Source organism: Pseudomonas sp. SBT1-2 (assembly GCF_028640875.1).
Classification (GTDB): domain Bacteria; phylum Pseudomonadota; class Gammaproteobacteria; order Pseudomonadales; family Pseudomonadaceae; genus Aquipseudomonas; species Aquipseudomonas chlororaphis_I.
Genome location: NZ_JAQZAA010000115.1, coordinates 208,782 through 235,173 on the forward strand (window position 1 = coordinate 208,782; position 26,392 = coordinate 235,173).

25 protein-coding genes and 1 pseudogene are annotated in these 26,392 nt (G+C 64.4%); 11 read left to right on the top strand and 15 right to left on the bottom strand.

All coding sequences use genetic code 11. From position 1 onward, the window contains the following. Window positions 1-248: 248 nt before the first annotated feature. The 3 genes from PVZ78_RS29660 to PVZ78_RS29670 form a co-directional block, all read right to left on the bottom strand. On the bottom strand, window positions 249-2,822 hold the full coding sequence (locus PVZ78_RS29660; RefSeq protein WP_273829664.1) for a TonB-dependent receptor: 2,574 nt from the start codon (window positions 2,820-2,822) through the stop codon (window positions 249-251). A gap of 120 nt (window positions 2,823-2,942) precedes the next feature. Beyond that, on the bottom strand, window positions 2,943-3,902 hold the full coding sequence (locus tag PVZ78_RS29665; protein WP_273829665.1) for a FecR family protein: 960 nt from the start codon (window positions 3,900-3,902) through the stop codon (window positions 2,943-2,945). Next, entirely contained in the window at window positions 3,899-4,438 is a 540-nt protein-coding gene (locus tag PVZ78_RS29670; RefSeq protein ID WP_023968109.1) for an RNA polymerase sigma factor, read from the bottom strand. The genes PVZ78_RS29665 and PVZ78_RS29670 overlap by 4 nt, the downstream gene beginning before the upstream one ends. Before the next feature lie 215 nt (window positions 4,439-4,653). On the opposite strand from PVZ78_RS29670, the gene PVZ78_RS29675 reads away from it, so the two are divergent. Next, window positions 4,654-4,989: a YegP family protein gene (locus tag PVZ78_RS29675; protein ID WP_009047442.1), complete on the top strand. Its 336-nt coding sequence runs from the start codon at window positions 4,654-4,656 to the stop codon at window positions 4,987-4,989. 239 nt (window positions 4,990-5,228) lie between these two features. Here PVZ78_RS29675 and PVZ78_RS29680 read toward each other — a convergent pair whose 3' ends face one another. Together PVZ78_RS29680 and PVZ78_RS29685 are read right to left on the bottom strand one after the other, a co-directional pair. Beyond that, window positions 5,229-6,116: a dihydrodipicolinate synthase family protein gene (locus tag PVZ78_RS29680; protein ID WP_041988772.1), complete on the bottom strand. Its 888-nt coding sequence runs from the start codon at window positions 6,114-6,116 to the stop codon at window positions 5,229-5,231. 30 nt (window positions 6,117-6,146) lie between these two features. Then, entirely contained in the window at window positions 6,147-6,929 is a 783-nt protein-coding gene (locus tag PVZ78_RS29685) for an aldolase (protein WP_016702096.1), read from the bottom strand. Window positions 6,930-7,088: 159 nt separating this feature from the next. On the opposite strand from PVZ78_RS29685, the gene PVZ78_RS29690 reads away from it, so the two are divergent. After that, a complete protein-coding gene (locus PVZ78_RS29690) occupies window positions 7,089-7,631 on the top strand; it encodes a helix-turn-helix domain-containing protein (RefSeq protein WP_007922237.1) in 543 nt (180 codons plus the stop codon). 218 nt (window positions 7,632-7,849) lie between these two features. Here PVZ78_RS29690 and PVZ78_RS29695 read toward each other — a convergent pair whose 3' ends face one another. Beyond that, a complete protein-coding gene (locus PVZ78_RS29695; protein ID WP_009047445.1) occupies window positions 7,850-8,869 on the bottom strand; it encodes a DUF4917 family protein in 1,020 nt (339 codons plus the stop codon). Between the two features lie 157 nt (window positions 8,870-9,026). Here PVZ78_RS29695 and yiaY point away from each other — a divergent pair, with 157 nt between their 5' ends. Continuing rightward, window positions 9,027-10,175, top strand: coding sequence for an L-threonine dehydrogenase (gene yiaY, locus PVZ78_RS29700; protein ID WP_038630803.1), 1,149 nt, complete (start codon window positions 9,027-9,029; stop codon window positions 10,173-10,175). A 73-nt stretch (window positions 10,176-10,248) separates the two neighbouring features. Here yiaY and PVZ78_RS29705 read toward each other — a convergent pair whose 3' ends face one another. After that, window positions 10,249-10,554, bottom strand: a complete 306-nt coding sequence (locus PVZ78_RS29705) for a type II toxin-antitoxin system RelE/ParE family toxin (protein ID WP_273829681.1) — start codon at window positions 10,552-10,554, stop codon at window positions 10,249-10,251. After that, the gene (locus PVZ78_RS29710) at window positions 10,538-10,777 is read right to left on the bottom strand and encodes a CopG family ribbon-helix-helix protein (RefSeq protein ID WP_096373267.1); all 240 of its coding nucleotides are present in this window, start codon (window positions 10,775-10,777) and stop codon (window positions 10,538-10,540) included. The genes PVZ78_RS29705 and PVZ78_RS29710 overlap by 17 nt, the downstream gene beginning before the upstream one ends. Window positions 10,778-10,913: 136 nt before the next feature. Here PVZ78_RS29710 and fos point away from each other — a divergent pair, with 136 nt between their 5' ends. The 4 genes from fos to PVZ78_RS29730 all read left to right on the top strand — a co-directional run bounded on the left by fos (window position 10,914) and on the right by PVZ78_RS29730 (window position 14,212). Continuing rightward, the gene (fos, locus tag PVZ78_RS29715; protein WP_009047448.1) at window positions 10,914-11,330 is read left to right on the top strand and encodes a fosfomycin resistance glutathione transferase; all 417 of its coding nucleotides are present in this window, start codon (window positions 10,914-10,916) and stop codon (window positions 11,328-11,330) included. Window positions 11,331-11,457: 127 nt separating this feature from the next. Then, complete coding sequence (locus PVZ78_RS29720; RefSeq protein ID WP_110177471.1) at window positions 11,458-12,096, top strand: LysE family translocator; 639 nt, start codon at window positions 11,458-11,460, stop codon at window positions 12,094-12,096. Window positions 12,097-12,207: 111 nt separating this feature from the next. Further along, on the top strand, window positions 12,208-13,548 hold the full coding sequence (locus tag PVZ78_RS29725; protein ID WP_016702102.1) for a sensor domain-containing protein: 1,341 nt from the start codon (window positions 12,208-12,210) through the stop codon (window positions 13,546-13,548). 139 nt (window positions 13,549-13,687) lie between these two features. Further along, complete coding sequence (locus tag PVZ78_RS29730) at window positions 13,688-14,212, top strand: DUF4142 domain-containing protein (protein ID WP_009047451.1); 525 nt, start codon at window positions 13,688-13,690, stop codon at window positions 14,210-14,212. A gap of 93 nt (window positions 14,213-14,305) precedes the next feature. Here PVZ78_RS29730 and PVZ78_RS29735 read toward each other — a convergent pair whose 3' ends face one another. After that, complete coding sequence (locus tag PVZ78_RS29735; protein ID WP_198919858.1) at window positions 14,306-15,196, bottom strand: AarF/UbiB family protein; 891 nt, start codon at window positions 15,194-15,196, stop codon at window positions 14,306-14,308. A gap of 162 nt (window positions 15,197-15,358) precedes the next feature. Between PVZ78_RS29735 and PVZ78_RS29740 the strand changes: the two are divergent. Next, a pseudogene (locus PVZ78_RS29740) lies at window positions 15,359-15,589 on the top strand (restriction endonuclease); the annotation flags it as partial. A 101-nt stretch (window positions 15,590-15,690) separates the two neighbouring features. Here the strand turns inward: PVZ78_RS29740 and PVZ78_RS29745 are convergent. The 6 genes from PVZ78_RS29745 to PVZ78_RS29770 form a co-directional block, all read right to left on the bottom strand. Continuing rightward, entirely contained in the window at window positions 15,691-16,932 is a 1,242-nt protein-coding gene (locus PVZ78_RS29745; protein WP_231999300.1) for an MFS transporter, read from the bottom strand. A 234-nt stretch (window positions 16,933-17,166) separates the two neighbouring features. Next, entirely contained in the window at window positions 17,167-17,943 is a 777-nt protein-coding gene (locus PVZ78_RS29750; protein WP_038630807.1) for an AraC family transcriptional regulator, read from the bottom strand. 112 nt (window positions 17,944-18,055) lie between these two features. Continuing rightward, window positions 18,056-19,318 (bottom strand): NAD(P)/FAD-dependent oxidoreductase, encoded by a 1,263-nt coding sequence (locus tag PVZ78_RS29755; protein ID WP_273829666.1) that lies wholly within the window; start codon window positions 19,316-19,318, stop codon window positions 18,056-18,058. After that, a complete protein-coding gene (locus PVZ78_RS29760; protein WP_016702108.1) occupies window positions 19,315-19,548 on the bottom strand; it encodes a 2Fe-2S iron-sulfur cluster-binding protein in 234 nt (77 codons plus the stop codon). The genes PVZ78_RS29755 and PVZ78_RS29760 overlap by 4 nt, the downstream gene beginning before the upstream one ends. After that, window positions 19,545-20,678, bottom strand: coding sequence for an NAD(P)/FAD-dependent oxidoreductase (locus PVZ78_RS29765; protein ID WP_273829667.1), 1,134 nt, complete (start codon window positions 20,676-20,678; stop codon window positions 19,545-19,547). Before PVZ78_RS29765 ends, PVZ78_RS29760 begins: the two co-directional genes overlap by 4 nt. Continuing rightward, complete coding sequence (locus PVZ78_RS29770) at window positions 20,675-21,607, bottom strand: 4-hydroxyproline epimerase (RefSeq protein ID WP_273829668.1); 933 nt, start codon at window positions 21,605-21,607, stop codon at window positions 20,675-20,677. The genes PVZ78_RS29765 and PVZ78_RS29770 overlap by 4 nt, the downstream gene beginning before the upstream one ends. A 475-nt stretch (window positions 21,608-22,082) precedes the next feature. On the opposite strand from PVZ78_RS29770, the gene PVZ78_RS29775 reads away from it, so the two are divergent. The 3 genes from PVZ78_RS29775 to PVZ78_RS29785 all read left to right on the top strand — a co-directional run bounded on the left by PVZ78_RS29775 (window position 22,083) and on the right by PVZ78_RS29785 (window position 26,353). Then, complete coding sequence (locus PVZ78_RS29775) at window positions 22,083-23,003, top strand: dihydrodipicolinate synthase family protein (RefSeq protein WP_016702111.1); 921 nt, start codon at window positions 22,083-22,085, stop codon at window positions 23,001-23,003. Between the two features lie 171 nt (window positions 23,004-23,174). Beyond that, a complete protein-coding gene (locus PVZ78_RS29780; protein ID WP_273829669.1) occupies window positions 23,175-24,743 on the top strand; it encodes an APC family permease in 1,569 nt (522 codons plus the stop codon). Between the two features lie 35 nt (window positions 24,744-24,778). Then, on the top strand, window positions 24,779-26,353 hold the full coding sequence (locus PVZ78_RS29785; RefSeq protein WP_273829670.1) for an aldehyde dehydrogenase (NADP(+)): 1,575 nt from the start codon (window positions 24,779-24,781) through the stop codon (window positions 26,351-26,353). Window positions 26,354-26,392 lie beyond the last annotated feature (39 nt).

Consider the following 26,392-nt stretch of genomic DNA (forward strand, 5'->3'; position numbering starts at 1 on the left):
GTGTAGGAGCCAGGCTTGCCGGCGATGCGGGCAATGTGGTGTGTCTGACGTACCGCTATCGCGGGCAAGCCTCGCTCCTACAGGTCCGTGGCGATCTTGGCTTGTGTAGGAGCCAGGCTTGCCGGCGATGCGGGCAACGCGGTGTGTCTGACGTACTGCCATCGCGAGCAAGCTCGCTCCTACAGGGATAGGCGTTCCTTTGTAGGAGCGAGCTTGCTCGCGATGGCGATCGATCAGGCAACGCCGCTTCAGAAGAACCGCGTCACGCTGATCTTGGCGTTACGCCCCAGGCTGGAGGCGTTTTCGCCGCTCAGGGGCGGGCGGTAATCGCGGTTGAACATGTTGTCCAGGGTGAAGTTGACCTCGGTGCCCTTGAGGTACGGCTGCTGCGGTTTCCAGTTGGCGAACAGGCCCTGCACGTTGTAGCGGTCGTTCTCGTACTGGTCCCAGTAGGAATCGCCCGCGGCGCTGGCCGGGCCGCTCGGGTAGATGTCGCTCGGCACGCGGTCGGTCTGGCGTACCCACTGGCCCTGCCAGCCCACTTGCGCATCCCACTGCGGGATTTTCACCCCCAGGGTGGCGACCCACTTGCGTGGCGGGATGTCCCGGGCCCAGACATTCGGCCCCCAGGGGTTGGTGTAGGCGCCTTCATGCTTGCCGGTGATCCAGGAGTAAGACAGCGAGCCGAACAGGTAGGTCGAATCGTAGAAGCTCTCGACTTCGAAGCCCTTGATGGTCAGGTCGCCGATATTGCGGTAGACGCCGATGGTCGGCTGGTTGCACACCTGGCCGATGTTCTTGCCGCTGCTCAGTTGCTCGGGGCAGCCGATCCCCAGGTTCTTCATGATTTCGTCCTTGATCTCATTGCGAAACACCGTGGTGCGGATCTGCAGGCTGTCGGCCTGGGTCAGGACGTCGGAGAAGCGGGTGATGTTACCGGCGCGCAACGCGGTGATGCGCTCCGGGTCGAGGTCGCGGCTGGTGGAGGAGCGGGTGGTGCCGGCCGCCTGGACTTCGTACTGCTCGTCGATCACCGGCGCGCGCCAGGTCTTGCTGTAGTCGGCGAACAGGGCGAATTGCGGGGTGACCGTCCAGAACGCCGACAGCCGTGGCGACCAACCGGTGTAAGTCTTGTCGCCGTAATCGTGGCCGACCACCGGGTCGGGGCTGTTGTAGACCGGCGCGTCGTTTTTCTGCCCACGGTTGCGCACATGGTCGTAGCGCAGGGACGGGGTCAGGGTGAAGTTGCCCAGGGTGATGGCGTCCTGGATATAGAAGGCGTTGTTGTCGACCTTGCCATGGGGCATGAAGCCCGGCTGGTAATGCCCGTTGTTGTACTTGGGCACCTCGTAGGTCTTGCCCGGCATCCACATGTCCACTTCGCGGTCGTGCTTGCGGATCTGGATGCCCTGGGTCAGGGCATGTTCCAGCGGGCCGGTGTTGAAGCGGCTGGTGTTTTTCAGCGAGAGGATCCTGTCCTCGTAACCCACGGTGATCTTGCGGCCACCGGAGGCCGGCTGGGCGTAGGCGTTCGGGCCGCGCTCGTCGGTCTGGTCGGTCTTGGAGTCGGAGTACTTGGCCTCGAAGTCGATCCACGGGTTGTCCAGCGGCGTGTACTGGTACTTGGCCTGCCAGGTGGTGTCGATGGTGTTGCGCTGGGCGAGGAAGCGCCGGGTGGCGCCGTCGTAACCGTACTTGTCGATATCGCGCTGGGTCGGCGGCGTCGGGTAGCTCTTGGCCGAGAAGGGCGCCCAGATATCACTGTTGGAGCGCATGTAGCTCAAACCCAGGCGATGTTCGTCGGTCAGCTGCATGTTCAGCTTGAACAGCTCGCCGTCCAGGTCCTGGGCGGTGTTGGGCAGGCGCTTGGGGTTGATCGGGTAGGCGTTGCGCGGGTCCGGCTGGGCGCTGGCCAGCTTCATGTCGTCGCCGTCGCGTTTGGTCCAGTAGGCCAGGGCGTCGAAACGCCGGTCCTCGGTGCGCCCGTACACCGCGCCGGTGTAGGCCTGCTCATGGCTGTTGCTGCTGTAGCCGTACTTGAGCATGGCGCCGGTGTCGCGGCCTTCTTGCAGCAGGTCCGGGGCGTCCTTGGTCTCCATATGCACGGTGCCGCCGAAGCCGCCGTTGCCGGTCTCGGGCGAGTGCGGGCCCTTTTCCACCTCGATGCGCTTGATCAGTTCCGGCTCGATGAAGATCGAGCCCTGCTGGTAGCGTTCGAAGCCGCTCTTGGTCGCGCCGTCGACGCTCATCGGCACGTCTTCGGCATCGCCCAGGCCCCAGATGTTGATGGTCTGGCCGCCGGGCTTGAGCGAACCGCCGAGGCTGACGCCGGGCAGGGTGGCGATCAGGCTGGGAATGTTGGTGGCCTGGTGGCGATCGATCTCGGCCTGGTTCAGGGTCGAGCGGCCGACCGTGGCGGAGTCCACTTCCAGGCCGCTGCCGATGACGCTCATGGCGCCCAGCTGCAGCGCCGAACTGCGGGTGCTGCTGTTTTCCGCGGGGCGCACCACGTAGGTCTGGTCGACCTTGACCAGGCTGAACTGGCTGCCGCCCAGCAGCTGCTGGATCGCCGCCTCGGGGCTGAAGTCGCCCTTCAGCGCCGGGGCCTTCACGTTGCGCAGCAACTCTTCGTCGAACAGCAACTGGATCTTCGCCTGCTGCGCCACCTGGCTCAGCGAGGCCGCCAGCGGCTGGGCGGGCAGGGCGAAGGCGAACGATTCGGCCTGAATCTGCGCCTGGCCCTGCAGGCTGAACGCCAGGCAGGCGGCGAGCAAGGTCGGACGCGAACAGATGAGCTGCAAGTGATAAGGCACGCGAAACATGAAATCCCCCGGAGCGGCGACAAAGGCCAGAAAAGGTGTGCGTAAACAACGCAGACCGGAGGAAGACGCGTCAGTAAACTAAAACCTCATATGCGAATGAAAAATATTCGCATATGAGTTTCAGCGCCGGGCTTCGATGCGCACGCGGCCGTCGGCCAGGGCCACGGTTTTCACCGGGATCAGCGCCGGCAGGGCCTTGATCAGGGCGTCCGGATCCCGCACATCGAGGTTGCCCGAGACCTTGAAGTTGCCCAGGGCGCCGTCGGCCAATAACACCGGCTGGCGGCGATAGAGGTTCAACTCGTCCACCAGGCTGGCCAGGTCGCGATTGCGAAAGGCCAGGTGGCCGCCGCGCCAGTCGGCGACCTCGGCGACGTTCACGGGCTGTTCCCGCAGGGTGCCGCTGGCGTAGTCATAGATGCCACGCTGGCGGGCACCGAGCAGCAGCGGGTCGGTTTTTTGTTCGTCGGGAACGAAGGCCACCTGGCCATGGGCGACGCTGACCACCAATTGTTTTTCGCCGCGGCGCACATCGAAGCCGGTGCCGACCACCCGCACCCGGGCCGCGCCGGCATGCACCCACAGCGGCCGTTCCTTGTCGGCGGCGACTTCCAGGTACAGCTGGCCCTGGTCCAGATAGAGGTTGCGTTGCTGCGCCGTAAAGTCGATGCGCAAACGGGTGTTGGCGTTGACGTACAGGGTACTGCCGTCGGGTAGGTTGAAGCTGCGCATGCCCTGGCGCTGCGCGGCGATCTGTTGCGAATAGATCGCCGGCGGGGCGCCCAGTTCGATGGCCAGCAGCGCGCAGACCAAGGCGGCAGCGACCGCCAGGGCCGGACGCCAGCGCGGCTTTTGGCTCAGCGGCAGCGGCGTCGGTCGGTTCAGTGGTTCGAGTTCGGCCAGGTCGGCCCACAAGCGCTCGAACTCGGCATAAGCCCGGGCGTGGGCCGGTTCGCTGGACCAGGCCGCGAAGGCGTCGCGCGTGGCCTGGCTGCGATCGTCGCGATTGCGTGTGAACCAGCCGGCCGCCTGGGCATCGATGCTGTCGATCTGCTGCTCGGTGTCGTGGGGGCGGGTCATTGCGCTTGCTCCTTGCCGTGTTCCTGTTCCAGGCGCTGCTTGCAGTGCAGCAGGGCAAAGGCGATGTGTTTTTCCACCATGCTCAGGGAGATGCCCATGCGTTCGGCGATCTGCGCCTGGCTCAGGCCTTCGAAGCGGTGCAGCATAAGGGCTTCGCGGCGGCGCGGCGAGAGTTCGGCGAGCACGCTCTTCAAGCGCTCCAGGCGTTGCAGGCGCTGGGCCGCGGGCAGTGGCTCGTGGTGTTCGTCGGCCAGCGGCTCGGGTTCTGTTGCATGCGGTTCGTGGTGCACCTTGTGCCTGACCTTCTGCCGGCGCCAGTGATCGCGTAGCAGGTTGCGCGCCATCTGGAACAGAAAGGCGCGGGGTTGTTCGACCTTGGCCCGGTCGCGGTAATCGAGCCATTGGGTGAAGACGTCCTGGGTCATGTCCGCCGCATCGCTGGCGTTGTCCGTGCGTTTACGCAGGTAATGCAGGATGTCCGCATAGAACCCGCGGACGGGGTCCGCCGAGGTGGGGTCGGGCTTGAAGCGAGACATGAAAATCCTTCGCAAGTACTGCCGGGCAGAAAGGTCGTGAATGATATCGAGAATTATTACTATTTGTCTGCATGAGTTTCGCTTCATGAACCGGATGCGATTTTTCCTGTCTGATGCTGCGTGCCTCAGCAACACACCCCAAACGCTGGTAAACCGGCAAAGACAAGCTTTAATCCGAAGTGCATTCGCATCTTTGGACACTCAGGAGCAGGACCATGGCTGGATGGTATGAATTAAGCAAAAGCAGTGACGGGCAGTTCCGCTTCGTTCTCAAGGCTGGCAACGCTGAAACCATTTTGACGAGTGAGCTGTATTCCTCCCGCAGCGCCGCCGAAAACGGCATCGCTTCGGTGCAGACCAACAGCCCCAACGAGGCCCGCTACGCCAAGGAAGTCTCCAAGGACGGCAAGCCTTATTTCAACCTCAAGGCGGCGAACCACCAGATCATCGGCAATAGCCAGCGCTATTCGTCCGAGGCGGCACGCGACGGCGGTATCGAAAGCGTCAAGACCAACGGTCCAACCACCACCATCAAGGACAAGACCGTTTAGTTTTCTGCTCTGAAGCACAAAAGCCCGACAGGACAACCTGTCGGGCTTTTTGTTGGGCGGCGTTTTAAGGCAAGGTGTTTTGCCTGATGCACCGCTATCTCGGGCAAGTTGTGCGGCGCTCCTGCTGGCGTCATCGCGAGCAAGCTCGCTCCTACAGGTCGGTGGCGTCTTTGGCTTCTGTAGGAGCCAGGCTTGCCGGCGATGAGGCCCGCAAGCTCGCCGCTACAGTGAAGGCCCGATCAGCGCACGGCGTTCAACATGGCCTGCAATTGATTACGCCCAGCCTCACCCAGCGGGAACACCGGCCGGCGCGGGTCGCCGACCTGCAGCCCGGTCATGTTCAACCCGGCCTTGATGGTGGTCGGCAGGCCGCCCTTGAGGATGAAGTCGAGCACCGGCAACTGGCGGTAAAACAGCTCGCGCGCGCGGTCCAGGTCGTTGTCCAGCACCGCCTGGTACAGGTCCAGGTTGAGCTGCGGGATCAGGTTCGCGGCGGCGGTGCACCAACCCTTGGCGCCGGCGGCGAAGGCTTCCAGGGCCAGCGGGTTGCAACCGTTGTAGAACGGCACCTGGCCTTCGCCCAGCAGTTGCAGCTTGTGCATGCGCTGGATGTCGCCGGTGCTCTCCTTGACCATGGTCACGTTTTCCACGGCATTGAAGATCCGCAGGATCAGCTCCACCGACATGTCGGTGCCGCTGGTGGCCGGGTTGTTGTAGAGCATGATCGGCACGCCGATGCTGTCGCCGATGGCCTGGTAGTGGCCGAGGATTTCGGCTTCGCTGAGTTTCCAGTAGGAAGCCGGCAGCACCATCACCGCATCGGCGCCCTTGGCCTCGGCAAAGCGCGCGCGGCGCACGGCCTTGGCGGTGGTCAGGTCGGAAACGCTGACGATGGTCGGCACGCGCTTGGCGATGTGGCGGATGCTGAATTCGGCGACCTGATCCCACTCGGCGTCGCTCAGGTAGGCGCCTTCGCCGGTGCTGCCCAGGGGCGCGATGGCATGCACGCCGCTGTCGATCAGGCGATCGATGGAACGGCCGAGGGTGTCCAGGTCCAGTTGCTCACCGTTGGCGGTGAACGGGGTGATGGTGTAGCCGATGATGCCGTGAATGTGGGTGTTCGACATGGCGACGCTCCTTTAGCGAATAGGGTGGTTTCAGTTCAGGCAATCGGCGTGTTGCTTGAGGTTCTGCCGAGCGTAGTAGTTGAAGGCGGCGGCGTGGCGCTTGGGTTTGGAGATCCAGTCATGGGCCTCGCGACCGAGCTCCGGCTGGATCGGCTTGATGGTGCCGGCGGCCATGGCCTGCAACTGCAGCTTGGCGGCGCGCTCGATCAACTGGGCGATCACACAGGCTTCCTCGATGCTGGCGCCGGTGGACAGCTGGCCGTGGTGCGAGAGCAGGATGGCGCGCTTGTCGCCCAGGGCCGCGGAGATGATCTCGCCTTCTTCGTTACCCACCGGCACGCCCGGCCAGGCCTTGAGAAAGGCGCAGTCGTCATACAGCGGGCACAGGTCCATGTGGGAGATTTCCAGCGGCACTTCGATCATCGACAACGCGGCGACGTGGGTCGGGTGCGTGTGGATGATGCAGTTCACGTCGGGGCGGGCGCGGTACACCCAGCTGTGGAAACGGTTGGCCGGGTTGGGCATGCCGTGGCCTTCGAGCACCTCCAGGTCTTCGTTGACCAGCAGCAGGTTGCCCGCGGTGATTTCATCGAAGCCCAGGCCCAGTTGCTGGGTGTAGTAAGTGCCCGGCTGCGGGCCGCGGGCGGTGATCTGCCCGGCCAGGCCGGAGTCATGCCCGTTCTCGAACAGGATGCGGCACGTCAGCGCCAGCTTTTGCCGGTCGGTCCACGTATTATCCGCCAGGGTGTTTTGCATCTGGGTCAAGGCTTGCTTGACCAGTTGCTCTTTGGGTAGTGCTAATGTCTTGGCCATATCGGTGTCCTTTGGTCGTTTCAATGGACGTCGGATTTGCCAGCTCCCGCTGCTCGCAAGGTCGTTGGGTGAAAGCAAATGACACTAAAGAGGCTATATGACACTTTGTGTCATTGGCAAGGACAAATCGTCGGCTCCTTGATGGGTTAACCGTTCTACATGTCTATCCGTTTGAAATTATTGAGAAAAAAACTTGGCGTGACGCTGGAGGCCCTGGCCGAGAAATCCGGCATGACCAAGAGTTACCTGTCGAAAGTCGAACGCGGCCTGAACACGCCCTCGATCGCCGCGGCGTTGAAACTGGCCAAGGCGTTGAACGTGAACGTCGAGGAGCTGTTCGCCGAAGACAAGGTCAGCCTCGACAGCTACAGCCTGGTGCGCAGCGACGAACGCCAGTCGCTGGCGGCCAACGACCAGGCGCCGGGTTACGCGGTGCTGGCGCATCAGGTCAGCGAGCGCAGCCTGCTGCCGTTCATCATCTATCCGCCCAGGGAGTTCACCGACAAGAGCTTCAAGGAACACCTGGGGGAGGAGTTCCTGTTTGTCCACGAAGGGCAGGTGGAAGTGGATTTCATGAACGAGCGGGTGATCCTCAACCGTGGCGATGCGCTGCACTTCAACGCGCAGAAACCCCACCGCCTGCGCTCGGTGGGCGAGGTGCAGGCACAGTTGCTGGTGGTGGTGCACAGCGGCGAGGAATGAGCCCGCTCCTGCGGATTGTGGATTTTCCTACACCATCGGCGCCGAACCGCTGCCCCGTAGGCCCGTAGCCGCTGCCTCGCTGCGCTCGGCAGCGGCTACAGGTGGCGTACCAGCATGAAAACTGTAGGAGCGAAGCTTGCTCGCGATGGCGTCCTTGCGGGCAGACCGCAGTGCCTGGATCGCGGGCAAGCCTCGCTCCTACGGATCGCGGGTAGCTTTCAGCGTTCGACCGGCACCGACAGCGCAGGCGCGCCCAGGGCATGGCTCTTCGAATCGAAGAAGCGCAGCGTCACTTCCATCCCTTCAAACAGCTGGGTGTAGCGCCGCTTCTGGTTCTGGATAAAGGCCTTGCTGCGCGGGTGGATCGAGATCGCCAGGGTCTGCACCCCGGACTGGCGGATCGCCTGCACCAGGTGGCTGTCCTGGGGGCCGAGGTCGTGGCCGAAGATGCACAGCGCGTCGCTGTGGTTGAGCAACTGCTGGTAGCAGAACGACAGGTAGTCGCTGCTGCGAATGGTCTTGAGCTTGTCCGCCACCGGGCCTTCGCTGACGAACAGCGGCACATCGTCGAGGGTCTTCAGGGTGTTGTTGATGGCGAAGTTGCCCAGCAGGGTGCCCTCGGTGGAACCCAGCTTGCGCGCGGTGCCGTCCTGGTTGCGCACCAGGTGCAGGCCGCCGTGCAGGTACAGCACGCGGGTCTGTTGGCTGGCGGTCTGGCCGATGTCGAAGCTCGGGTCGGCGCCCTGGAACAGGTCGTCGATGCCCTGGGCGTCGTGCTGGATCGCCCAGTAGTTGAGCAGGTCGTAATTGCTGGTGAACACCGTGCGGTAGCGGCGCAGTTCCTGGTTGATCTGCGAAAGACTCGCCGGCTGCACCAGGCGCCACGGAATGTGCACCGCGTGCACGGTATTGATCAGCGCTTCCTTGATCGCGTAGTAGCGATTGCGCGGCGCCGCGGAGCTGACGGCCAGGGCCTTGTTGACCCGGCTGGTGGTCTTCAGCGCGCCCAGCACCTGCTCGAAACTGCGGGTCTGCAGGGCGTCGAACACGCTCAGCTCGGAGGGGCTCAGGGGCTTTTCCTCGACGGTGCGGGCGTTCTCGAACAGCGAGTCGTAGGCGAAGTCTTCCCACACCGCGCGGCTGGCGCCGTTGCCGATCAGCAGGCCGGCGATCGGCGTGCTGGCGCGCAAGGCGTTCCAGTCTTCAAGGTCGGTATCAAATTCCTGGAAATCCATCATCGCGGTTCGTCGTCTCAAGGCAGAAGGTGTACAGGGCGCCGACTTTATCACGACCGACCCTTGAGCCAGATCAACAACGCGCGTGACCGATGGGTCGATCCTGTGCGCATTTGCCGGATCGGCACGGTCGATCCGCCCCTAGCCTGGAGGACGCACCATGAGCAGCACTTTTTTCATCCCCGCCGTGAACATCATGGGTATCGATTGTCTCGACGAGGCCATGGTCGCGATTCGCAACTACGGTTTTCGCAAGGCGCTGATCGTCACCGACGCCGGCCTGGCCAAGGCCGGGGTGGCCGGGATGATTGCCGAGAAGCTGGCGATGCAGGACATCGATTCGGTGATCTTCGACGGCGCCAAGCCCAACCCGAGCATCGACAATGTCGAGAAGGGCCTGGCGCAATTGCAGCAAAGTGGCTGCGACTTCGTGATTTCCCTCGGTGGCGGTTCGCCCCATGACTGCGCCAAGGGCATCGCCCTGTGCGCCACCAATGGCGGGCATATCAGCGACTACGAGGGCGTCGACCGTTCGACCAAGCCCCAGTTGCCGTTGATCGCCATCAACACCACCGCCGGCACCGCCAGCGAAATGACCCGTTTCTGCATCATCACCGACGAAAAGCGCCACGTGAAAATGGCCATCGTCGACCGTAACGTCACGCCGCTGCTGTCGGTCAACGACCCTGCGCTGATGGTCGCCATGCCCAAGGGCCTGACCGCCGCCACCGGCATGGACGCGCTGACCCACGCCATCGAAGCCTATGTGTCCACCGCGGCCAACCCGATCACCGATGCCTGTGCGTTGAAAGCCATGACCATGATCAGCCAGAACCTGCGCCAGGCGGTGCACGACGGCAGCGACCTGGTGGCCCGGGAAAACATGGCCTACGCCCAGTTCCTCGCCGGCATGGCCTTCAACAATGCGTCGCTGGGTTTCGTGCATGCCATGGCGCACCAGCTGGGTGGCTTCTACGACTTGCCCCATGGCGTGTGCAACGCCGTGCTGCTGCCCCATGTGCAGAGCTTCAACGCCATGGTCTGCGCCGGACGCCTGACCGATGTGGCCCACGCCATGGGCGCGGACATTCGTGGCTTCAGCCCGGAGGAGGGCGCGCAGGCGGCCATCAGCGCCATTCGCAGCCTGGCCCGGGATGTCGAGATCCCCAGCGGCTTGCGCGACCTGGGTGCCAAGCTGACGGACATCCCGATCCTGGCCGCCAACGCCCTGAAAGACGCCTGCGGCCTGACCAACCCCCGCACCGCCGACCAGCGCCAGATCGAGGAAATCTTCCGCAGCGCGTTCTGATACCTACAGATGTTTTACCGCGCGCTCGGGACTTGCTGTCTTGGGCGCGCCGCCGCTGGCCCCAATGCACGAGCTATTGGCGGTCGTCTTGCCAACCGGCAGGCGGCAAGCGCCGGGTATGGAAAATCCGCAGTATCTGCAGGTGTCCCTGACGTACACGGTAGGGGATCAGGTAAGGACGATTGGGGACCACCCACTCCCGGGTACCGGGCAGGCGACCTTCGCGACCACTGGCAGGAAAACGGCTCAGGTGTTGAATGCTGCTCAGGATGGCTTTGACGAATTCCGCGGCGGCCTGAGGACTGTCCTGTGCAATGTAGGCGGCTTCGTCATCGAGGTTCTTGAGGGCGGTGCGCAGCCACTCAACGTGCCTTGCCAGTCCATTTAGTGAGCACGTTATCCAGCTCTTCGGCGCTGGCGAAGTCGCCTGCCTCTGCTTCAGTCAGGGCTTTCTGGATCTCGTCGATTTGCCAGGCTTCGCGGGCCAGATATTCTCTCAGTGCATCCACAGCGAGGAATGACTTGCTGCGGCCTGTCGCCTTGGCCAAGTGAGCCAGGGAATTGGCAACATCATCGGGCAGGCGCAAGGACATGACGGACATGGTGATCTCGATGGAGTGGTTTGTGATGCAGCACACTACATCGCCACCCGAGGCTTGCCGCCAGAGCCATTCGTCCAGTGCGAACGCTGTTTTGATTCAAGACGATTCAGGACCTTCCTCTTAACAAGGACTTTGCATGCTCACCGGCCTCAACCACCTGACCCTCGCCGTTACCGATCTCAACCGCAGCCTGGGGTTTTACCGCGACCTGCTGGGCCTGCGCCTGGACGCCAGCTGGGACAGCGGCGCCTATCTGTCGCTGCCGGGCCTGTGGTTGTGCCTGTCGCTGGACTCGTCGCGCCGTTCGGCGGAGGTGCCGGACTACACCCATTACGCCTTCAGCATCGAGGCCGGGCATTTCGTGGCGTTCGTCCAGCGCCTGCGTGCTGCCGGTGTGCGGGAGTGGCGCGACAACCGTAGCGAAGGCGCCTCGTTCTATTTCCTCGACCCCGACGGCCACCAGCTGGAAGCCCATGTCGGCGATCTGGCCTCGCGCTTGCGCGCCTGTCGGCAGCAACCCTATGCCGGGATGACGATCTTTACCGACGAATGACCGCTCGCCGCCGCTTCAAGACGACTGGCTGTCGCTGTGACGACCATGGTGGGGTGGTGCGGGGGCGCACAAGCCGGCAGAATCCTGCGATCAAAACCGCGCCACCTTCGGCGCTTCGGAGTGTGGCATGACTTCTTCGCTGTTACTGGCTGTCCTCGCCTCGGGCTTTATCTACGGCATTACCCCAGGGCCTGGCGTGCTGGCGGTCTTCGGCATTGGCGCGGCGCGCGGGCGGCGGGCCGGGGCCAGCTTTCTCTGCGGGCATCTGCTGGGCGATGTGGTCTGGTGCAGCACCGCGCTGATCGCCATCGTCGGCGCGCGGGAGATCGGCAGCAGTGCCTTCGATGTGCTGGGCGTGCTCAGCGGCCTTTATCTGTTCTGGCTCGGCCTGCGGGCAATCCGCAGCCAGCGCAGCAGCGGGCAGGAGCCCCAGGGGCCGGCGCGCCAGCCGTTCTGGCACGGCATCCTGTTCGGCCTGACCAACCCCAAGGCGTACCCGGTGGCCGTGGCGACTTTCACCGCGCTGCTGTCCAGTCGCGCCGAGCTGCTCAACTGGTCGATGCTGCCCTGGCTGATCTTCCTCAGTTTCCTCGGCGGCATCGGCGCATACGCTATTCTGATTGGCATCGTCGGTGCGCGGCGGGTGCGGACCCTGTATCAGCGCCACGAACTGGCGATCACCCGGCTTTGCGGCGTGATGTTCATCGGGTTTGCCATCAACGCCTTGCTGCATGCCGTTCCGGGATTGCTGGCGAACAAGGCATAAAGGCTGTTCGCAAGGTTGCGACAGTCACGGACAAGCAGCGGCTTTGCGCCGCTGCCGGAACCCAGGGATTGATACTCGGCGCTTTATCTTCACAGGCAGTGTCGTTCCCTGATGGCAACCAACAACTCCGCGCCCCTGGCCAGTTTCATCGACCTTCTGCTGGATGCCGTCTGCGCGGTGGATGTCGAAGGCCGTTTCGTCTTCGTCAGCGCCGCCTGCGAGCGGATTTTCGGCTACACGCCGGACGAGCTGGTCGGCCGGCGCATGATCGAGCTGGTGCACCCCGCGGACCGTGCGCGCACCTTGCAGGCCGCCGACCGGATCATGGCCGGCGAACCCATGCCCAACTTCGAGAACCGTTACCTGCGCAAGGACGGGCAGGTCGCACATATCCTCTGGTCGGCGCGCTGGTCCGAGGTCGACCAGCTGCGCATCGCCGTGGCCCGCGACATCACCGAACGCAAGCAGGCCGAGTCGCGGCAGGCGGCGCTGTATGCAATTTCCGAAGCGGCCCATGCCGCCGAGGACCTGCTGGCGTTGTTCCGGCGCGTGCACCGGATCATCGGGGAATGGCTGCCGGCGCTGAATTTCTCCGTCGCGCTGTACGACGAGCAATGCCAGGCGCTGAGCTTTCCCTATCACGTCGACGACCGCGAGCGTTGCCCGGAGCAGGCGGGCACGCTGACCGGCAGCCTGTGTGCCGAGGTGATCCGCAGTGGCCAGCCGTTGCTGCTGACCCCTGACGATTATGTGCCGCTGCCGGATGCCAGCGCCGACCCGCATTCACCCTGCTGGCTCGGTGTGCCGCTGAATTCGCAGAAGGGCACCATCGGCGCGCTGATCGTCAAGAGCGCGCCGGGCGACGAGCGATACACCGAGCAGGACAAGGAGTTGCTGCAATACGTCTGCGCCCAGCTCGCCACCGCCATCGAGCGCAAGCAGCTGCATGCGCGCCTGCAGTACATGGCCCAGTACGACCAGCTGACCCAGTTGCCCAACCGCGAACTGCTACGCGAGCGCCTGCGCAACGCCCTGGCCCGAGCCCGTCGCGAGTCCGGGCGCATGGCCTTGCTCTATGTCGACCTGGACCGGTTCAAGCAGGTCAACGACACACTTGGCCACGCCGTGGGTGACATGCTGTTGCAGGCCGTGGCCAACCGGCTCAAGGCCTGCGTGCGCGAAAGCGACACCGTGGCGCGGATCGGTGGCGATGAGTTCGTGGTGCTGCTCGGCTGTATCCAGCACGCGGAAGATGCCGGTATCGTCGCCGGGAAGATTCGCCAGGCACTCAACGAGCCGCTGCGCCTGGACGGCCATCAGCTGAGCATTCTGCCGAGCATCGGTATCGGCCTGTTCCCCGAACACGGCCATGACGAAAAGCAGTTGTTCAAGCACGCCGACGAGGCGATGTACGCGGCCAAGCGCGCCCAGCGAAGCCCATCCCGCGCTTGACGGAAGCGGCGGAGCTGGCCGTTTTTTTTGCCAACCGTTCGTCGTGGCCGATGCAACTTTTTCAAACCTTCGATGGCCTGAAAACTCTCACTCTGTGCAGGCGCCGTGCGCCGTCACCTGATCAAAGGAGGCCGACACCATGAGCTTCATGGCCACCCATCTGTCCCGCACCTGCCTCGCGCTGCTGCTCGGCCTGAGCGCCAGCGCGGCGTTCGCCCAGTCCCCCGCGGAGTTTATCGATGACGCCTCGGCCAAGGGCATGGCAGACATCGAGGCCAGTCGCCTGGCCCACCAGAAGACGTCCTCCAAGGCCGTCAAGGACTACACCATCGTGGTCATCAACGACCGCACCACCGCCAACCAGCACCTGGCGAAAATCGCCAAAAAGCTCGACCTGCCCGTGGCGCCTAGGGAAGAAGTGATCAGCAAGGCCAAGGCGCTGATCCCCGAGGTCCCGGAAGGCGAAGCCTTCGACGCCGCCTATGCCGAGAGCCAGGTCAAGGCCACCGAAGAGGCCATCGAGCAGATCCAGCAACAGGCCGAAATCACCGAGGTACCGGAACTCAAGGCCTTTGCCGAAGAGACCCTGCCGAAACTGCAAAACCACCTACAAATGGCCAAGGCCCTCAAGGCTGGGCGGGCCCTGGATCAGTTGGATGGCTGAGTGGGGCTCTGCCGCTGATGTGTCTTTGGGCATGACCTGAAGGCGCACCGCGTCCAGTGCCGCCGTTTCCCCCAGGCATTGTTCAATATCGATTCAACTCGGCTTCCGCGCTTGCTCGGGCAGACCGCTGATTTCACGCTGGAACGCCGCTTGTGCCCGGGCACAGGTGAGGATGCGGTAGCGCGTGCTGCGGGAGACGGTTTGGTCGCGAAAGCGCTGGTACACCGGCTGGAAGATGGTGCGGTCCAGGTGGGGTTGCTCCGCGCTCAGGTAGGCCTCGCAAAGCCGGTCGTAATCCTGCTGTGAGATGAAGCGCCGGAACCAGAAGCGGTAGAAGTAACCCAGCAGGAAACCCAGGCTGAAGTCGCGGTCGAGTACCGAGTGGGCGCAGCACTCGAAGTCGATCAGGCGCAGTCGGCCATCGGCGGCGACCAGAATGTTTTTCGGGTGGGGGTCCATGTGCACGAAGTCGTCGTCGAGCATCTGGCCGAACAGCCGGAAGATCGCCGACAACAGGGTTTCAGCCTGCTCGGGATGGGCCAGCAGACGGTCGTCGACACTGCAATGATCGGCCCAGAAACCCACCAGCAAGTACTCTTCGCGCAGGAACGGAAAACGCCCCTTGTAGCCAAACGCCGAGACCTGGGGCGAGAGGGCGGATTTGCCCGACACCACCGACAGGTTGATGAATTCGTTGGTCAGGTCGTGCAGGCCGAAGCTGCGCTTGAGCCCGAGGAAGTTCTGCAGCTGCTTTTTCCAGTGAGTCAGGCGGTTGCGCTTGAGCACCCATTGGCGTTCGCCTTCGAGCAGGAATACGCCCCGGGTGTCTTCCGGAATATCCAGCGTGGGGTATTGCTCGGGCTTGGCCAAAAAACGCCGTAGCAGCCTGTCCAGTTCGTGCCGGTGGGATGGATCGAAATGGAAGGTCACGCCATCGATCTGCTGCCGATGCAGCGTTCGGGTGAAGCTCCTGAGGTGAAGCATGTAGGGTTCCTGGCCTTGGATGGCGAACGAGGGGGTGGCGCTGTGAGCCTGCGCTGAAACGCGAGCCGAAAGGGCGCGCATCATAATTCATCGCAAGTCCTGGCGTTCACGAAATTGATCCGGGTTGTGCGGCCGGCGTGCCCTGGCGCTGGAAAAAACCATGTCTTTGCATCGCGGGTGTACGACGGAGTGATTACCCAAAAAGTCCGGGAACAGTTTTATGAGCTGACTCGAAAAATGGTGGGTCAATTTCTCAATGATCAAATCAATGATCGTCTCAGGTCTGCAATGAGTGGTGCTATCCAGCCGTCTCTTGCGGTTGCCTGCGCCTTCGGAGCAGGGAATGCTGATAACGATGATGCAGAAGCGGAGGACGACAAGATGCTGACGAGCTATGCAGCGAGCTGCTCGAGTAACGTCGGGCAAGGAGGCTTTCGCGCAAAGTGCCCATGCTTCAGGTCATGGGCACTGAGACGGACCGAGGGGGCACAGCCTCAGGTATTGACCAACCAGCGAGCCTGGCGACTGCCGCGCCAGTTGAAACTGCTCAGTGCCAGCAAGAGTAAGAGGATCGAGTAGATGGCGTAGGTCCCGAGCTTATCGTAGGCCCAACCCGCCAGCAGAATGCCCACGAGTCCGGCAAAGCGGCTGATGAAGTCTATCGAGCCATACCAGCTGCCAATGATTTCCTTGGGTACGGTGAGCTGGATGGCACTGGCTGTGGTACGAAAATACAGCGTGGTACCGAACTGGAACACGAACATGCCGGTGCCCGCGAGCCAGAGGTTGCCGCGCAGACATAACGTGATGCAGACCCCCGAGATCATGATCAGGTGGGACAGCAATATCGTGCCCGGCACCCGGGAGGCCTGGCCACTGGCGCGCAAGGCGAGTCCGCCGGCTATGGCGCCTGCTGCTCCAACTGAGAACAGGTAGCCGGTCTGTGCTTCAGAAAAACCATGAAAGCCCCGCAGCAAGGGGACCCACAGCAGCGCCAGCACGCTGACCACCAGCAGGCAGGTGGCATAGGAGGCAAGGAAATACCGCCAGCGTGGAGCGCGCAACAGATCGATGGTGGCTCTTGATGCGCCGGTGACACTTTCCTGGAAGCGTTGGGCAAACGACGTGCTGCAGATATCGAGGGTCGAGGTCTTCTCATTCAAGGCGCTCAGGCTGATCGTCAAGGCGAGCGCCGCCAGCATGAAGGCAATGGAGGCCAGCAGTGAGATCGACAAGCCGACGTTGAAAATGACCAGGGCGCCGATGACCGGCCCCAGGGTCCTGGCGATGCCATTGAAGGTGGCGAGCAGGCCGTTGATTCTGGGGATGTTGTCAGCGGTGAAAAGGAACGGGATCAAGGCAAACATGATCAGCCGTGAGTACTGATGGATCAGGTCGACGAAGAAGGCAAAAAACCACACCCACTCCACGGAGCTGTCGTAGATCCTGAGGACAAAAACAGCCAGGGCAAACACCGCAATGTTGGCCAGTTGCGTGGCAATGAACAGTTTCCATTTGTTGAAACGATCGATAAAACCCGCGCCTAGCAGGGTTACCAGTATTTCAGCGCTATAGCCGACGGCGTAGGTGGTGGTAACAGCGAGCGTCGTTCCGCTAATGGAATAGGCGAGGTTGGCGAATACCAGGTCGTAGATGGCTTCGGAAAGTATAAGTAATACCCCCAAAGCCACAAAGGACCACACTGACCGCGGCGTTGAATTGAAAGAGGTGTGCACAGAAATTTAATCCGTTAAATGTTCTATCACGGGGCCAGGGCGTCGATGTGGACGGGTAGGCGCGGCTGGGCTGTTCAACGGTTACGGGGTGTTTTTCCCGTCGCCATCTTATGCCGTGCGGGGGCATGAAAAATAGCGGAGTCATAAGGCCGATATGGAACATTCGGTTATGAGCCAGGGGCTTCTGGCTCTAACGGCATGCTCTTTTATCACCCCAGGAAAAATGGGCCCAGGTCAGTGCGCGGCGTTCTGCCGGAACTGCCGTGGGCTGACGCCGGTCAGGGCCTTGAACTGGCGGCTGAAGGCGCTGTGGTCGGTGTAGCCGCATTGCAGGGCGACGTCGGTGATCGGCAGTTCGCCGAGCAGCAGGCGCGAGGCGTGTTCCAGGCGCACTTTGTGGATCATCTGCCGCGGGGTGAGGTGGAAGATGCGTTTGCAGTAGCGCTCCAGCTGGGCGATGGACAGGTCGGCGATGTGGGTCAGGTCGTCGAGGCGGATGGCTTCGTTGTAGTGCTCGCGGATATGCCGGTCGACCGCGGCCAGGCGTTCGTAGGCCGGGTGCGCGTCGCGGGCGGCCTGCAGGTCGAGGGAGATGCCGGCCATGCCGATGATCCGCCCGTCGCGCCCATGCAGCGGCAGCTTGTGGGTCAGGCACCAGCCGGGTTCGCGGCTGCCGTACAGGTGCAGTTCCAGCTGGCCCTTGATGGTGATGCCCTGGCGCAGCACGCGCTGGTCCTGCTCGGTATAGACCGGGCCGAGCACGGCGGGAAACACCTCGGCCGAGGTCTTGCCCAGCAGCGGCGCGACGTTCTTGAAACCGCAACGCTGGGCCAGGGTCAGGTTGGCGGTGAGGTAGCGGGCTTGCAGGTCCTTGATGAAAAACACCGCGTTGGGCAGGGTGTCGAGCAGCGGGATCACCAGGGCCATGCTGCCCAGCAGGTCGTGAATATCCTCGGGCGCCTGGCTGGCGATGGCTTCGGGCAGGCGGTGCAGCTGAGCGGTGTCGATCATCAAGGGCTGCTCTTGTTAGGGGGCGGGGCGCGCCCCGCGACTTTGGGTCTACTGGCTCATCCTTGAATCCCACGGCGCCGTTGGCGGGCGGCCAGCGGCAACGGTCTGCTCGTCACTTCGCGCCGGGCGTCGACTCCATCAGCAAGGTCTCGATCCGCGCCGGCACCAGGGGCGCTCGTGGTGTCGGTACGGTCCAGCCGAACAGGGCCTGTGCCGCCGTGGCGCAGACCCGCCCCTGGCAGGCACCCATGCCGCAGCGGCTGTGCAGTTTGGCCTCGCTCCAGCCCGCTTCGCCAGCCACGGCGGCGTAGGGCACATCCTCGCAGCGGCACAGCAGCGTATCAGCTCGCGCCAGGCGCAGAAGCGCCGGTTGCAGGGCGAAGGTTTCACTCACTCGCTCGGCGAACGCCTGCCAATGGGCTCGGCGCTGGATCAGCGCGGTGGCCTCCCGGGTCTGCCCGCTGGCGGCCAGCCCGGCGATCTCGCCTTCGACCCTCGCCAGTTCGCTGCCGCCGACCCCGGTGCATTCGCCGGCCGCGTAGACCCGGGCGAGGCTGGTGCCCTGGTAACGGTCCACCGCAATCGCGTTGGCTTGCAGCTGGCAGCCGAGGTGGCTGGCCAGGGTGGTGTTGGGCACCAGCCCGAACCCGCAGGCGAGGCGCTCGCAGGGGATTTCCCGCACCTGTTCGCCCTGCTGGATGCGCACCGCTTCCAGGCGATCGTCGCCCAGGGCTTCGAGCACATGGGCGTTGCAGCAATAGGAAGTGGTTGCCAGCCCGACAGCCTGGCCGAGCTTGGCCGGCCAGCGCCAGAGCCCGGCGGTGAATGTCGCCAGCGAGGCCAGCGGGGCCTGTTCCAGGACCGCCTCGACCCGGGCACCGGCCTGGCGGGCGGTGGCGGCGCTGGCCAGCAGCAACGGCCCGCTGCCGGCGATAACCACCCGCTCGCCGGCCACGGCCAGGCCGTTTTTCAGTAGCGCCTGCAAGGCCCCGGTGCCTGTCACTCCGGGCAAGGTCCAGCCGGGGAAGGGCAGCAGCAGTTCGCGGGCGCCGCAGCACAGAATCAGGCTCTGGTAGCGGACCAGCAGAGCCTGCTCGACATCTTCCAGCAGCAGGGCATTGGCACCGGCGCCGGCCACCACCCGGGTGCCCGGCAGGTAGCGCAGCCGCGAGTGTTGCAGCACCTGCAAGGCTTCGCGGGCGATACCGGGGAGCGTGACGCCGGGCCCGTTGCGCCAGATCTGGCCGCCGGGGCGCGGGTTGTCGTCGAGCAGAATGATGGAGAGCTCGCTGCGGCTCGCCGCCCGGGCGGCCGCGAGGCCGGCCGGGCCACTGCCGACGATAAGGATGTCGCAGCTCAGGCGCTGTTGCTTCATGGCGTGCGCTCCACGTGCATGCCTTCGCGGCACAGGGTCTGGCAGGCCAGTTGGCGCCGGCCGTCGATGGTCATGCGGCATTCCTGGCAGATGCCCATGCCGCAGAAGGGCGCCCGGGGTTGGCCGGTGCAAGAGGTTCGGGTACGTGGGTCGCCGCTGGCGGCGATGGCCGCGGCGACGCTCAGGCCATCGCCCACGGTCAGCGCCTGACGGTCCAGGTAAATGATCATGGGGCGCTTCCTGTCAGGGTGGCGGTCAGCTCGGCGAAGCGTTCGGGGCGATAGGCATGGGCATCGATACCCGGCCGTTCGCCGAGCATCAGGCTGGTCAGCAGCCGGCCACTGCCGGGGGCGGTGGTGACGCCCAGGCCTTCATGACCGACCGCCAGCCACAGGCCGGTGTATCGCGGGTGTTCGCCAAGGATCGGCAGGCCGTCCGGGGTGGCGGCGCGAAAGCCGGTCCAGGCGCGGATGCCGTTCAATTGCGCCAGGCCCGGCAGATAGGCCACGGCCCGTTGCAGCATCGGCGTCAGCACCTCGGGCTCGATGGCCGGGTCGAGAGTGTCGAACTGGCGGGACGAGCCGATCAGCAATTGCCCGGTCGGCCGTGGCTGCACATTGAACGCCACCGAGGTGCCGTTGCTGGCGTGGGCGCTGGCGGCGTAGCCCAGCTCCACCAGTTGGTGGGACACCTGTCGGGGGTAACGATCGGTGATCAGCAAGTGGCCCTTCTTCGGTCGCAACGGCAACTCCGGCAGCAGGCTCCGCGCCGCCAGACCGTTGGCCAGCACCACGTACTCGGCGCGCAGCACACGGCCGTCATCCAGCTCCACGCGCTGGGCGGCGATGGCGCTGACCGTGGCTCGCTCGCAGCTGATCCCAGGCGTGTTGTGCAACAGCCAATGGGCCGTGGCCGGGGCGTAGAGAATGCCGTCGCCGGGAATCTTCAGGGCGCCGCCAAGACCTTTGCGCAACATGGGTTCGAGTCCGGCCAGGGTCGCGCTGTCGAGCAATTCGCCTGCCACGCCGTGTTGGGCCAGGGTCGCCTGCTTGGCCCGGGCCAGGTCCATTTCCGCCGGGTCCGCCGCCAGCCACAGGGTGCCGCAATTGCGGTAGGCGCAGGCGGCCGGCAGGTGAGCGCGCAGCTGGTTCCACAGGCCGATGGAGTAGTGACTCAGCGCCAGTTCGGCGGGGTTGTCGTCCATCGCCACCAGGTGGCCCATGCCTGCGCCGGTGGCGCCGCCGCTGGCGTTGTCGAGCACCCGCACCCGCAGGCCGCGGCGGGCCATTTCGTGGGCGCAGGCGGCCCCGACAATGCCGCCGCCAATCACCAGCACGTCGGCTTCGGCCGGCTCGCTCACGAGACGATGCCCCAGGCGAAGGGATCGCTGTCCTCGATCAGCAAAGTGGCTTCGGCGCTGATATGGGCGGTGCCGCGAAGGGTCGGGATGACCTGCTCGCCCGCCTGCTCGTAGCGGGCGCTGAACTGGCTGCCGATTACACTGGCCTGACGCCAAATCGCCCCGGGCGCCAGCTTGCCGTCGGCGGCCAGGCAGGCCAGCTTGGCGCTGGTGCCGGTGCCGCAGGGGGAGCGGTCGTAGGCCTTGCCGGGGCACAGCACGAAGTTGCGGCTGTCGGCATGCGGGTCGTCGGCGAACAGCTCGATATGGTCGATCACACCACCGTCGGCGCCGCTGATGCCGGCGGCCTCCAGGGTTTCGCGCACGGCCCAGGTGTAGTGGGTCAGAGCTTCGACGTTGTCCAGGGCGATGCGCTGGCCATGCTCGCTGATCAGAAAGAACCAGTTGCCGCCCCAGGCGATATCGCCGCGGACGATACCGTGGCCGGGCAGCTGCAGTTCGACGCCGCTGCGGTAACGGTAGGCCGGCACGTTGCGCACGCTGACCGAGAGGTCGTCGTGCAGGGTGGCGCTGACGGTGCCCACTGGGGTTTCGATGCGGTGTACGCCGGGGGCGATGCGGCCCAGGTGATGCAGCGAGCGCACCAGGCCGATGGTGCCGTGGCCGCACATGCCCAGGTAGCCGCTGTTGTTGAAGAAGATCACCCCGGCACAGGCATCCGCCGCCTGGGGTTCGCACAGCAGGGCCCCCACCAGCACATCGCTGCCCCGCGGTTCCAGCACGCAGGCCGTGCGCCAGCGATCGTGACGCTCTTGCAGGACGGCCAGCCGTTCGGCCATCGAACCGCTGCCCAGGTCGGGAAAGCCGTCGACAACCAGGCGAGTCGGCTCGCCCCCCGTATGTGAATCGATGACGGTTATTTTTTTCATGGCAGCACCTGACGGAAAAGGCCTACAGATTGGCTCGGGAAAGGGCTGTATCGCTTGTGGGTTTTCTCTGCGGCGGATGACGAAATTGGCACAGTGCCGGGGCTCGCCCATCCTGTAGCCGCTGCCGCAGGCTGCGCACGGACGCGCAGCGTCCGCCAGATCGGACGACGTGGTGTGACAGAAAGACCGGGGATACAGGTTCTGCGTCTGCTGCGCAGCCGATCGCAGCCTCGTACCTCGGCAGCGGCTACAGGCGTGCGGTGCGGCTGCTGGTGCAGGGGATTTCAGGCGGGTCGAAGGAGGGTAGTGCGCAGGCGCAATGGACGGAAAAGGTCTGTGGACGATTGGGTGAATGTGCCGATTTCGTCTTGCTTGAGCGGGAAAAACCTCAAGCTCCAGGGCGGCGAAAGGCGGAATCTGTTTTTCGTTTTCAACGCCTGTCGGCCCGGCCGACTCAACCAACAAGGACAAGACCATGAGCCGTAAAGCCATCCACTGGAGCGGTGTGTTCCCTGCTGTCAGCACCCAGTTCAAAGCTGACTTTTCCCTGGACCTGGACGCCACCCACAGCGTCATGCGCAACCTGGTGGCCGACGGCGTGTCGGGCCTGGTGGTGTGCGGCACCGTGGGCGAAAACACCTCGCTGAGCACCGCGGAAAAACTCTCGGTGATCGAGGTCGCCAAGGACGCCGCCGGCGGCCGCGTACCGGTGATCGCCGGGATCGCCGAGTTCACCACCGAGTTCGCCCGCAACACCGTGCGCGAAGCGGCCAAGGTCGGGGTCGACGGGGTAATGGTGATGCCGGCCCTGGTGTATTCGGCCAAGTCCCATGAGACCGCCGCGCACTTTCGCAGCATCGCCACCGGCACCGACCTGCCGGTGATGGTCTACAACAACCCGCCGATCTACAAAAACGACGTCACCCCGGACGTGCTGATCGCCCTGCAGGACTGCGAAAACATCGTCTGCTTCAAGGACTCCTCCGGCGACACCCGGCGCTTCATCGACCTGCGCAATGCCGTGGGTGACCGCTTCGTGCTGTTCGCCGGCCTGGATGACGTGGTGGTGGAAAGCATCGCCGTCGGCGCCGAAGGCTGGGTCTCCGGCATGTCCAACGCCTTCCCGAAAGAGGGCGAGACGCTGTTCCGCCTGGCCAAGGAAAAACGCTTTGAAGAGGCCCTGACGCTGTACCGCTGGTTCATGCCGCTGCTGCACCTGGATGCGCGTCCGGACCTGGTGCAGTGCATCAAGCTCTGCGAGGAACTGGTCGGTCGCGGCTCCTCGATCACCCGCCCACCGCGCCTGGCCCTGCAGGGCGAGACCCTGGCCGAGGTCAAGGCGATAGTCGCCAAGGCCCTGGCCGAGCGTCCGCAATTGCCCGACGTCGGTCTGTAGGCCCGCCGACAGGACGCCCCCGCGCAGTGGCTTGCGGGGCGTCCTGGTCCACGAGAAGAACAATCAGGCACTCGCGCAGTGCCGTGTTTCACCACGTCGGTACCCCGTCCGCGGAAGGCCGGCGCGACATTCGATCTGCCTACTCCAATAACTCAATAAGAAGGCGCGCCTATGTCAGGCCAAGGCAAATTCAAGAAACAGCTCTCTCTGGTTGACCTCACCTTCATCGGCCTGGGGGCGATCTTCGGCTCCGGCTGGTTGTTCGCCGCCAGCCATGTCTCGGCCATCGCCGGGCCGGCGGGGATCTTCTCCTGGCTGCTCGGCGGCTTTGCCGTCCTGCTGCTGGGCATCGTCTATTGCGAACTGGGCGCGGCCTTGCCGCGAGCGGGCGGGGTGGTGCGTTATCCGGTGTTCTCCCACGGGCCGCTGCTGGGCTACCTGATGGGCTTTATCACGCTGATCGCGTTTTCCAGCCTGGTGGCCATTGAAGTGGTGGCGGCGCGGCAATACGCGGCGGCCTGGTTTCCGGGGCTGACCCATGCCGGCAACAGCAACCCGACCATTCTCGGCTGGCTGGTGCAATTCGCCCTGTTGTGCCTGTTCTTCTGGCTCAATTACTCCAGCGTCAAGACCTTCGCCAAGTCCAACAATCTCATCAGCCTGTTCAAGTTCGTCGTGCCGCTGCTGGTCATCGGCGTGCTGTTCACCTTCTTCAAACCGGACAATTTCCACGTCCAGGGCTTTGCCCCCTTCGGTCTGTCCGGCATCGAAATGGCGGTCTCCGCCGGCGGCATCATCTTCGCCTACCTGGGCCTGACGCCGATCATTTCGGTGGCCAGCGAAGTGCGTAATCCACAGCGCACCATTCCCATCGCATTGATCCTTTCGGTGCTGCTCTCGACCCTGATCTACGGCCTGCTGCAACTGGCGTTTCTCGGCAGCATTCCCACCGACATGCTGGCCAACGGCTGGAGCAGCATCAGCAAGGAATTCTCCCTGCCGTACCGCGACATCGCCCTGACCCTGGGCGTCGGCTGGCTGGCCTATCTGGTGGTGGCGGACGCGGTGATTTCCCCCAGCGGCTGCGGCAACATCTACATGAACGCTACGCCACGGGTGGTCTACGGCTGGGCGAAGACCGGGACCTTCTTCAAGATCTTCACCCGCATCGACGAGCAGTCCGGCATTCCGCGCCCGGCGCTGTGGCTGACCTTCGGCCTGTCGGTGTTCTGGACCTTGCCGTTCCCGTCCTGGGAAGCGCTGATCAACGTGGTGTCGGCGGCCCTGGTGCTCAGTTATGCGATTGCCCCGATCAGCGTGGCGGCGCTGCGCAAGAGCGCGCCGGACCTGCCGCGGCCGTTCCGGGTCAGCGGCTTCGGCCTGCTGGGGCCGGTGTCCTTTGTCATCGCCGCGCTGATCGTCTACTGGTCCGGCTGGGGCACGGTGTCCTGGCTGCTGGGCCTGCAGATCCTGATGTTCGTCATCTACCTGGGCTGCAAGCGCCTGGTGCCCACCGACCACCTGAGCCTCAGCGAACAGGTGCGCTCGTCCCTGTGGCTGATCGCCTTTTACGCCCTGACCATGGTCATTTCCTACCTGGGCAGCTTCGGCGGTATCGGCACCCTCACTCACCCTTACGACACCCTGGCCGTCACGGTCATGGCCCTGTGCATCTACTACTGGGGCGCCAATACCGGGGTGCCAGGCAGCAAGCTGGTGCTGGAAGGGGAAGACGAATGACCGCTGTTCATACCATCTATTCGGAGAGGTAACCCATGCCTGTAACAGGACAACTGCTGATCGGCCAAGCCCGCGTGCGTGGCAGCCACGGCGAAGTGCATGCGCTGGCCGCCGCCACTGGCGAGGCCCTGGCGCCGAGTTTTGGCGGCGCCGGCCCGAATGACCTGGAGCGCGCCTGCGCCCTGGCCGAAGCGGCATTCGACCGCTATCGGGAAACCAGCCTGGAACAACGGGCGGCGTTCCTCGAGAGCATCGCCAGCAACATCCTCGCCCTGGGCGACGAGCTGATCGAGCGTTGCATGAGCGAGACCGGCCTGCCTCGCGCCCGCCTGGAAGGTGAGCGCGGGCGCACGGTCGGTCAACTGCGCCTGTTCGCGGCGGTGGTGCGCGACGGCAGTTTCCTGGAAGCGCGCATCGACCCGGCCCAGCCGGAACGCCAGCCTTTGCCCAAGGTGGATCTGCGCCTGCGTCAGATCGCCATCGGGCCGGTGGCGGTGTTCGGTGCCTCGAACTTCCCCCTGGCGTTTTCCGTGGCCGGTGGCGACACCGCCTCGGCGCTGGCCGCCGGTTGCCCGGTGGTGGTCAAGGCGCATTCGGCGCACCCCGGCACTTCGGAACTGGTAGGGCAGGCGATCCAGCAGGCGGTGCACAGCCACGGCTTGCCGGAAGGGGTGTTCTCGCTGCTGTTCGATGCCGGCCGCAGCATCGGCCAGGGGCTGATGGCGGATGGGCGGATCAAGGCCGTGGGCTTTACCGGTTCGCGTAGCGGCGGCGTGGCGTTGATGCAGATCGCCGCGGCCCGTGAGGAGCCGATCCCGGTCTATGCCGAGATGAGTTCGATCAACCCGGTGCTGCTGTTGGCCAATGCGCTGGTCGAGCGGGGCGAAGAAATTGCCAAGGCCTTTGTCGGCTCCCTGACCCTGGGTGCCGGCCAGTTCTGCACCAACCCGGGGTTGATCCTCGCCGTCGACAGCCCGGCGTTGCGGGCATTCGAAGCCGCGGCGGCCGCGGCGCTCAAGGTGGCGCCGGCGCAGACCATGCTGACGCCAGGCATCCACGCCAGCTACTGCCAGGGTGTCGAGCGGCTGCTGGGGCATGCCGAGGTGGACTGCCTGGGGCAGGGCGGCGAGGGCGAGCGTTATCAGGCCCGGGCTGTGCTGTTCGCCACGTCGGCGGCGGCCTTTATGGCCCGCGCTGCGCTGCGCGAAGAAGTCTTTGGCCCGGCCTCGTTGCTCGTGCGCTGCACTGATGCGGCCCAGATGAAAGTGCTGCTGGCGAGCCTGGAAGGTCAACTGACCATCGCCCTGCACCTGAGCGACGACGACCATCCGCAAGCCCGGGAACTGCTGCCGTTGCTGGAGCGAAAGGCCGGCCGCCTGCTGGTCAACGGTTTTGGCACTGGTGTCGAAGTCGGCCATGCCATGGTCCATGGCGGGCCATTCCCGGCCACCTCGGACACGCGCACCACCTCGGTGGGCAGCCTGGCGATCCAGCGTTTCCTGCGTCCGGTGTCCTATCAGGACTTGCCGCAAGCACTGCTGCCGCAGGCCCTGCGCAGCGACAACCCCTGGCATGTTCCGCAGCGCCTCAACGGTGAGCGGCCGCGTTGAGAGTCTGTAGCCGCTGCCGAAGGTTCGGGCCGCGTTCGG